General features: G+C 66.7%; 6 protein-coding genes. 1 reads left to right on the forward strand and 5 read right to left on the reverse strand.

What is annotated here, in order from left to right; genetic code table 11:
- Positions 1–230 precede the first annotated feature (230 nt).
- Both ACZ6SA_RS49075 and ACZ6SA_RS49080 read right to left on the reverse strand, forming a co-directional pair.
- Positions 231–1613 (reverse strand): tyrosine-type recombinase/integrase, encoded by a 1383-nt coding sequence (locus tag ACZ6SA_RS49075; RefSeq protein ID WP_465836382.1) that lies wholly within the window; start codon positions 1611–1613, stop codon positions 231–233.
- On the reverse strand, positions 1610–1801 hold the full coding sequence (locus ACZ6SA_RS49080) for a helix-turn-helix transcriptional regulator (protein WP_465836384.1): 192 nt from the start codon (positions 1799–1801) through the stop codon (positions 1610–1612). Before ACZ6SA_RS49080 ends, ACZ6SA_RS49075 begins: the two co-directional genes overlap by 4 nt.
- A gap of 374 nt (positions 1802–2175) precedes the next feature.
- Between ACZ6SA_RS49080 and ACZ6SA_RS49085 the strand changes: the two genes are divergently transcribed.
- Positions 2176–5583: an NACHT domain-containing protein gene (locus ACZ6SA_RS49085; protein ID WP_465836386.1), complete on the forward strand. Its 3408-nt coding sequence runs from the start codon at positions 2176–2178 to the stop codon at positions 5581–5583.
- On the opposite strand, the gene ACZ6SA_RS49090 is transcribed toward ACZ6SA_RS49085, so the two are convergent.
- From ACZ6SA_RS49090 to ACZ6SA_RS49100, 3 genes are all read right to left on the reverse strand, one after another.
- The gene (locus ACZ6SA_RS49090) at positions 5570–6466 is read right to left on the reverse strand and encodes a hypothetical protein (RefSeq protein ID WP_465836388.1); all 897 of its coding nucleotides are present in this window, start codon (positions 6464–6466) and stop codon (positions 5570–5572) included. The genes ACZ6SA_RS49085 and ACZ6SA_RS49090 overlap by 14 nt on opposite strands.
- Positions 6463–7830, reverse strand: a complete 1368-nt coding sequence (locus ACZ6SA_RS49095; RefSeq protein ID WP_465836390.1) for a hypothetical protein — start codon at positions 7828–7830, stop codon at positions 6463–6465. The genes ACZ6SA_RS49090 and ACZ6SA_RS49095 overlap by 4 nt, the downstream gene beginning before the upstream one ends.
- A 153-nt stretch (positions 7831–7983) precedes the next feature.
- Positions 7984–8187, reverse strand: coding sequence for a hypothetical protein (locus ACZ6SA_RS49100; protein WP_465836392.1), 204 nt, complete (start codon positions 8185–8187; stop codon positions 7984–7986).
- Between the last annotated feature and the right edge of the window lie 397 nt (positions 8188–8584).

Consider the following 8584-nt stretch of genomic DNA (forward strand, 5'->3'; position numbering starts at 1 on the left):
AGGGCGCGCTGTCGAGACCAGGCAATCCACGGGTTGACCTGGTCTTCTGCATGATCGGCCCAGTTGCCCCGTAGGCAGCGGGCGGCGGTCGGAAGCAGCCCTGTGCCACTGTTCACGGAACATACGCGGAATGCTCGCAGCCACGTTATCCCAGGTCGCTACGGCTGTTCGGAAGCCCAGAACGGCGAAAGGACCCCGAGGTGTCCCGGGGTCCTGCCGTGGCTCGTGTGTCACGCCGCGAGTGCTTCCAGGATGCCCCGGTTGGCGATCTCCCGTTGGCCGTCGATGCACTTGGCGTAGACGCGGAGCATCACGTCCACGCCGTGTCCCGCTCTTTCGGCCGCTTCAGGGGCGTGCACGCCCGCGTTGAGCCAGAGCGAGACGGCCGCGTGCCGGAGGTCGTAGGGTCGGCCCGCCAGGGAAGAGGCGACCTGGTCGGGGGTGAAGGCGTACGTCCGGGCTTCCTGCCAGACCTTCGCGTACGCCGAACCGGAGATCACGCCGCCCGTGCGCGTACGGAAGAGCCGGCCGTCCTCGCCGACTCCGAACGCCGCGATGTGATCCCGCAGGACGGCCACCAGTTCGGGCGGGATGGGCACGGTGCGCGTGTGCTTCACGTCCCGGTGCTTCAGCCCGCGCTCGTCGTGAGCCTGTCCCGAATCGGTGAACCGCCTGTTGCTCTGCGGCCTGGTCTTCTCCAACGTCAGCAGCCCCCAGCCCTGCTCTGGGAGCTGGCAGTCCTTCTGCCGCAGTCCCGCCGCTTCTGCGGGGCGGAGACCGCCGAAGTACATGCAGGCGAACATGGCGGCCAGCATCGGCCCTTGCGACCGCCCTACGTAGGTCACGGCGGTGAGCAGTTCGCGTGCCTGGACAGGGCTGACCACCGAGCGCCGATCGATCTCGCCGCCCACCTTGGCCTTGCGGAACTTGACCTTGTGCAGCGGATTCGCCGAAAGCTCCTCCAACTCCACGGCGTATTCGAGCGCGTGATGGAAGACCGCCCGCTTGCGGCGGTACGTCGAGGTCGCCGCAGGCGTGCCGTCCAGGCACAGCGCCAGGGCTTCCAACGCCGCACGGGCGTGCTTGGTCTCTTCCAGAGCGCTCAGCGGGAGCGAAGCACCTTCCAGCCAGCGGACAGCGCGGGCGATCTCCGGTGTCGGCTCCCGCCGGCGGTCCTCGGGCAGGAAGGAGTACTCGCGCAGCGCCCGCCGGATGATCTCGTCGGACGGACGGCCCGGTGCGTCGCCGGCCAGGATGCGGGTGACGGTGGCGAGGGTGTCGGTCATGCCCTCGCGGGACTTGGCCGCAGCGTGAGGCCACCAGGCGTGAACGTACGCGACGGCGAAGGCGTACCAGGTACGAGCGTCCTTCGCCTTCACCATCGATGCAGGGAGCCCGCTCTCCACGTCGAAGGCCTCACCCTTCTTCGCCGCCTGTCGCAGGTCGGACAGGAAGCTCTCGGCCAGGCCCTTGGTCTTGAAGGTCTGCGACTTCTCGCGGTGGCCGACCGTCCACCGCACGGTGTGGGAGACGATCCGGGGCTTCTTACCGGGCTTGTCCGCTCTGGTGTTGGTGCGGATGTCCCAGAACTTGACCTTGTAGGAGGTGGTCATGCGGCGCTCCTGAGGGATTCGAGCCAGGCGTCAAGGTCGCTGCGGTAGATGCGGAGTTCGCCGTTGGGCAGGCGGATGCCCTCCGGTGCCTTGCCGATCTCGCGCCAGCGGTAGAAGGTGCGGCGGGAGACTCCGCCGAGTTCGTCGAGGACCTGGGCGACGGTGAGGAGTTCGTCTCGCCTGCTCACGCGACCCTCCCCATGTTCTCGATTGCCGAGAGATCTTGTCCGGCTGCTCTGGCTTCCAGCTCTCGGAGGTGGGCTCGCCAGCGTTGCCGTTCGTGGACGGACCGGAGCAGCCGTGCGGCGAGGGGTGGCACTGGCCAGACGTGCCCTCACTGAGCAGGTGCCGACTACCTGTCCGGACTCCTCGACGGCCTGGACCTGACCGGCCGTCTGGGCCGGCGCGTCACCACGGAAGCTTCCCGTACCTCCTTCGGCGATCGGCCCGGTAGGAGGCGCGCACCCGGCCCGTACTCGACCCGTTCGACAGCCTGCCCAGCACCTTTGCAGGTCTAGGGAACCGGCTTTCCGCAAGCCGTAGCGTTGCGTAAGTTGCTCACATGCGCCGCAGAACGCTCGGTTACGAGGACGCAGTCCGGATCCTGGGTAAGGAGAGCGCCGTCGTCCAGGCGCTTGGACGACTTGGCGGCGCCGGGCTGACCGTCGCCTCCGCCGGGGGCAGCGAGGTGGCGCTGAGCTTGTTCGACCTCAAGGGCGAGGTTGAACGCCTCTCCCAGGACGCGGTTTCCGCCATCCGCGAGCGGGTGGGCGGCCTCTCCCGGTTCGAGCGCAGCGAACTGCTGGAGGCAGCCCACGCGGTGATCGTCGTCGCCGCGTTCTTCGCGGCGCTGGACGATCTCGACGACGAGCTTCGTACCAGCCTGAACACCGCCACACTCGAACTCGTTAAGGCCGAGCAGGCCATGCTGGCCACGGGCCGTCCTTCAAGAGACAGACGGATCGCCGACCTCGTCGAGGTGCTCAACTACCCCGGCGCTGTTCCCGACCCGCACGCCCACTGGACGCGGACCCCGCTCGTCGACTACTACGAGACCTTGGCCAAGCGGCTGCTCGAGTTGGGACCCGGCACGGCGGCCTGGGACCGTACAGACGAGACGACCCAGCGGCGATGGGCGTCCGGCGTCGAGACAGAACTGCCGCCGCTCGCGACGGCCCGATACGAGAAGCTGCTGAGGCGGTTGGCCGGCGACTATCCCGAGGTGGCGTTCTGGGCTCACCAGGCAGGCGTCCGGGTGCTGCTGGACGAGCTCAAAGCCGCCCGCCAGAACGCTACCGAGATGGGCACGCAACTAGCTGGCCTGGCTCAGATGGTGCGCTGGATGAGTCAGGGCCGCACGCCCGACGCCCTCCGTTCCGCGCTCAGCACCGAGTACCGAGGCCAGGTCGACCGCCCGCTTACCGACCCGGACGCTGTCCCGGAGGGTGTGCGGCTGCCGAAACTGCGGGAGATCTACGTCAATCCGTCCTACCGCCGCCTCACCCGTCTCGGCAGAGCCGCCGAGCAGCCCGAGCAGGTCAGCGAGGCCGCTTGGGACGATGCAGAACCCGTCGACGACCTGGAAACCTTCCTGGTTCAGCACTTCATCAGCCCGGCCGCCACCCGGGCACCGCTGGTCGTGCTCGGCCAGCCGGGCGCGGGGAAGTCCCTGCTCACCCAGATGCTCGCCGCCCAGCTCCCGCCGGACGACTATCTCGTCGTCCGAGTGGAACTGCGCCACGTTGCGGCCGACGCGGACATCCAGCGCCAGATCGAGGACGCCCTCCACAAGATCACCAGGGTGGAACACGAGTGGCAGGTCGTAGCCGCCTCCTGCGCGCCTGCGCTGCCGGTCGTACTCCTCGACGGCTTCGACGAACTGCTCCAGGCCAGCACCACCGTCCACTACGACTACCTGGAGAAGGTCCAGGAGTTCCAGGACCGTGAGGCGCGGCACGGCCATCCTGTTGCGGTCGTCGTCAGCAGCCGGACGGCGGTCGCTGACCAGGTCCGCTACCCCAGGGAGTCGGTCGTCGTCCGGTTGGAGGAGTTCACGGACGAACAGGTCGGTTGTTGGATCGAGCGCTGGCGGGCGGCCAACCCGCGCCACACCCTGGATACCGAGGAAGCCCTCGAACTCGGCGAGATCGCCCGCCAACCGCTGCTGCTGTTCATGCTGGCGTTGTTCCGCGCAGGCGGCGGCCGGCTTCAGGGCCGGGTCGGCCAGACCGAGCTCTACGAGAGCCTTTTCACCAGATTCGCCGAGCGTGAGGTCGGTAAGCACAGCGCCCATCTGGGCGAGCGTGAGCGTCTCGTGCGCCTCGCCCGCGAACTCCATGTGATGTCCATGGTCGCCTTCTCCATGTTCAACCGGGGCTCTCAGAGCGTCACGGACGAGGACCTCGCTCGTGACCTGGAGCATCTGTCGTTCGGCGATCGCCGTCGCCAGACCGCGCATGAACTGGCCGGACGCTTCTTCTTCAAGCTCTTCGTGCACCGCAGCCAGGCCGTCGAAGGCCACACCACGCACCGCAGGTACGAGTTCCTGCACGCCTCCTTCGGGGAATTCCTGGTGGGGCGGTGGATCGCCGGCGAACTGGTGCGCATGGTCCGCCAGCACCTCACGAACGCAGACGACCCGATCCCCACGGCACCCGACGAGGCCCGGCTGCGCACGCTCGCCAGTTTCGCCGTCCTGGCCGAGCGGCCCCGGGTCGTAGAGGTCATCAGGGACAAGTTCCGCACCAGGCCTCTGGAGGAGCTGGTCGAACTCCGCGCTTTACTCATGCGGCTGTTCGGCACGTGCATGCACGCTCGCTCCCCCGAACTGGTGTCGCCGGTATATGAACCAGTCAAGCTCAACGTACCCGCCAGATACGCCGTGTACAGCGCGAACCTCTGCGTCGTGCTCGTGCAGGCGGCCTGGGCGCTGGAGGATCACGATACGGACCTGATGCAGCTCTTTCCTGCCGAACAACAGGGTGCGTTCTTCTCCATCGCCCGTTCCTGGTATGCCCATCTCAAGGAGAGCGGCTGGGTCGCCATGCTCGACGTCGTCCGAGTGACCGCAGAAGGCCGACTCTCCTCATGGAATGCTGCTGTCGACTATTCGAATCAGCGGCCGCGCAGCGTGGCCGACTTGCTCCCCGGGGTGGGAGCGGATTTTCCTGTTCTGCTGCATACCTGGGAGGGGCGGATGTTCAAGGAGATCGCGCTGCTCGATTCTCCGGCTCAACACGACATCGTGAGAACTCTGCTCCCGTTTCTCCGCGCAGCCGGTCTGTCCCGCAATCTCACGCCCACAATGGGTGAACTGGCCCTGGAGCTCCTCATCCCTCGGCACCCCTCCAACTCCGCCATCCGATCAATCGACTACACCCGTTTACTGGGCGTCGAGCTGAACGTGGGCCTCGCGCGGCTGTGTCTGGGTGCGTTGCGAAACGAATCTGCCCAGTTGCAGGAGTATGTGGCCACACATACCAGGGGGAAATTCGAGGCCCTCGCCTGGGCGCATATCGAAGCCTTTCTGGACGTGATGAGAAGTGTGTTCACGAGCCAGTACGAAAAGCCGCCCGCGTGGTCCTTGTATCCTGCCTTCACGGATCCGATCGAAGTGCACAACTACTGCGCGCTCCTGGGATTCCGCGAGGCGCCGCAGCACTTCGACGTGCGGGATCTGGGACGCCTGCTCGTTCTACGGGACCTCATGGGCCTGGCTAGCCACGATCAGGTGGAGGCGCTGTGCCGAGCCGTCCCGAACTGGGGGGAACCCGGCCAGGAGCGGCTGTGCACGATCGCGCTGTGGGCGGCGATGGCGGAGCGTGACCTCGTGGCCTATGCACCTCCCTGGATCGAACTGCTCCGGACGCAGGCAGCGTGCCTCGACGATCTGGCACCAGGCTATCTGGCGGGGATCAGGGAGCTCGCCTCCCGCTGGTCCTCCGATGATCCGGTCCTCATCGTCGGCTGAAGCCCTCGTCGACCAGCCACAGGATGGGCTCCAGCACGTTGATCGGTTGAACCGCGCCGCGGATGCGGTCGCCGTGCTCCGTTGGGACGATGTTCTGGAAATCCTCCGGGTCGAAGGTCGTCTGACTGGAACCGATGTGGAAGCCGACGGTTGACGTGGCGAAGAACCGGACACGCTGGGGATGAAAGAAGCGGTCGATCATGCTCAGGAGCATGCCGCCGTTGCCGCTGGCGGATACCTCGCACAAGTGCGCGAAGAGCTCCCGGGCGTCGTCGACCCCCGGCCGGTTGTAGAGATCGCTTGGGTTCGTGGTGACCAGACCAAGCCGTTCGGCAATGTTCAGGACACGGGCGTCGTCGAATTTGGTGATGCAGACAGCGAGTCGATGGGGCAGCCGTCCCGATGGTTCCGACGCCATGGCTTGATGCGCCAAATCGGTGATGACTCCGTGAAAGTAGTCGAAGCTGTCACCTGACGCAGACTCGCGGAGCGGATCGAAGAGGAACAGCAGTCCATCACTGCTGGTCAGGACTTCGGTCGATCTTGGTGACCGTTCTCCGAAAGCTCGCCCAGGCATATCGATGAGGCTCAGATCCACCCTCGTCTGTTCTGTGATGGTCGTCCGGCGGAACAATCCCTTGCGCCTCGTCCGCGACGGCCCGATCAGCAGGTACTGCAATTCCTCCACGGTGGTCGATGCCTGTGGGAACTCACGCCTCACCAGTTGGTCGGTCATCGCCGTGAGCCACATACCGGACTCTTCGTCTTTCGCCACGAGGGCCCAGTCGAGCTTGCTTCTGGCCATCGCCACGTTCAGGGCCGCCAGGAAGGTGGTCTTGCCACTGCCAGGCGCGCCCCAGACCGTGATCTTTGATTTCGTCATGGGGCCACCTCGATGAGCGGAAACGGGATCCGGCCGAGCCCGGACGTAGCAAGGCCCAACTCGGCGCAGAGCTGGGCGACACTCCTGTCGTCCGCTCGTGCCCGGCAGGACGCTCCAAGTACGCTCCAGATCGGATCGTCCCGCATGGTGATCGCGCCGAAGACCACGCCGGCGCGTTCGAGCCAGGCTACTTGACGCGCCCAGTCGTACCGGCTCGGACAGGCGAGTAACCGCTCGTGGCGGCCCGGTGGGTGTGGCGGCCGATCTCCGGCGGTCAGCAGTACGGTACGGCCGGGCCCGCCCTCGCCCAGCCGGGTGACGACCTCGGCCAACATGTCCTCTACCTGGGCCGCGTCCCGGTAACTGTCGGGACGCGCAGGTTCGGCCCTCAGCCGGTCCAGGGCGTCCTGGGCCCGTTGGGGCGACTCTAGCCAGCATCGCGCGCGCACGGTGCTCTCCGGGACCTTCCAGTCATAGGAATGCGTTGCGTACGGAACCAGCGAGACCAGACATTCCGCGGTCCCGGCCGCGGCTTCGTCGATAACCTGTCGTACCAGCTCGATGCGGCGGCTCACCAGGTCCCGGTTTCCGCACGTTTCGATGCCCACCACGAGGTGCACCCGACCGCCGTGGGGCCCGATCAAGGGCCAGGCTCTGACGACGAGGTCTGCCCAGCCACGGTCGTCGCGGACGAACGGGGCGGAGGAGGAGAAAGCCACCCTGCCAGGCCCGTCCAGCACCAGCCGGACCTTGTGCCGTCCGGGGGCCAGGTCCGCAACCCGGACGGCAAGTGGCCGCGGTTGGCTCTCGGTCATGGACAGGACGGCGAAAACCACCTCCCCGCGCGCCTGAACCACCAGCTGGGCCGTCGCGCCACGGGTCACGCCCGTGGGGAAGACGGTCACGGCGGCGGGCCGAGGCTCTCCGCCCAGCGGATCGGGAATGAGGCCGAGCAGTGCGTACGGTTGCTGGAGCGGCTCGTCGGCGACGATCTCGCGCAACAGCGCCCCGACCGTCAGGCCGGGGACGCGTTCCAACACTGAGCCCGGCCGGCTCTCGGCCAGCCAGGACGCGGCCAGGTCTGGCAGGTCCTCGCCCGGCGCGGAGCACACGATGACCACCGCCTCGTCGGACACCCCGCCCGCGGCCTGCACAATGCGCCGCTGTTCCGGCGGGGTTCCCAACTCACGCCATGGCAGCATCAGCCCGGTGGCCGCCCGAGGCGTGCCCATCTCGTCCCTGTGCACGTCGAACGTGGTGACCCCCGCGGCTCCGAGCTCGACGACGTTGAGATGGTGCGGACCCCGCAGAGCGCTCACGGCCGAGGCGATGGTGTCCCGCAACCGCGCCCCAGTGTCCCTCACACCGCTCCTCTCCGTAGGTCCCCTATTTTTCACCAGCAGAGCCTTCCGCCCACAACCGATTCCCTCAATACCTGACCTCTCTGATCACTTCTTCCATGTCGTCGAACTCGGGCTGGCCAGCCGTGTCACTGCCAGCACAGGACATCGGTTCGATCAGAACCGCCCCGTCACCCTCCACGGCGGACAACGCCGCACGCCCGAGCTCTCCCTCGCTGTCCTCGTCATCTTCCTGTCTTCGTCGTACTCGTCGTCGTCCCAGAGCGCCGCCCGGGCCTCGCTCTTGCTCCAGTCGGCGGCCACGTCCAGCCCGGAGAGGTCGCCACCGAGGCCGCGTAGCACCCTTTTCGGCGACGGCACCCTTGATTCAGATGACCCCCACTGGGTCAGGGAAGATGCCGTCGATGCTTGTAGTCGCTCATGGCTTCTTGTCCATTCACCGCCAGTCTTCGGGCGCCGCCTGGGGCATGTGCCTGGAGACCGATCCGGAGTTTACGCACGTATTTGGCGCGATCAGCGGCTGTCGTTGTCCGGTAGCCGGGCGGCCTGAGCGGGTTGCCGGACGCTCGGATGACCCGCAATCCCGGTTTGACCTGGGGGAACACCTTCAAGATCATCTCGCATGTGTCCCCTGATCATGGTCTTACGGCTGCATGCGGGCACCGGCGGCTGCCTATCAAGGGTGCAAATCAAAAGACCTGTGGCTGTGAAACCGCAGGTCAGGGGCCTGAAATGCCGATCTAAGTGAGTGCCCCCG

This window comes from Nonomuraea sp. NPDC049378, from assembly GCF_055586745.1.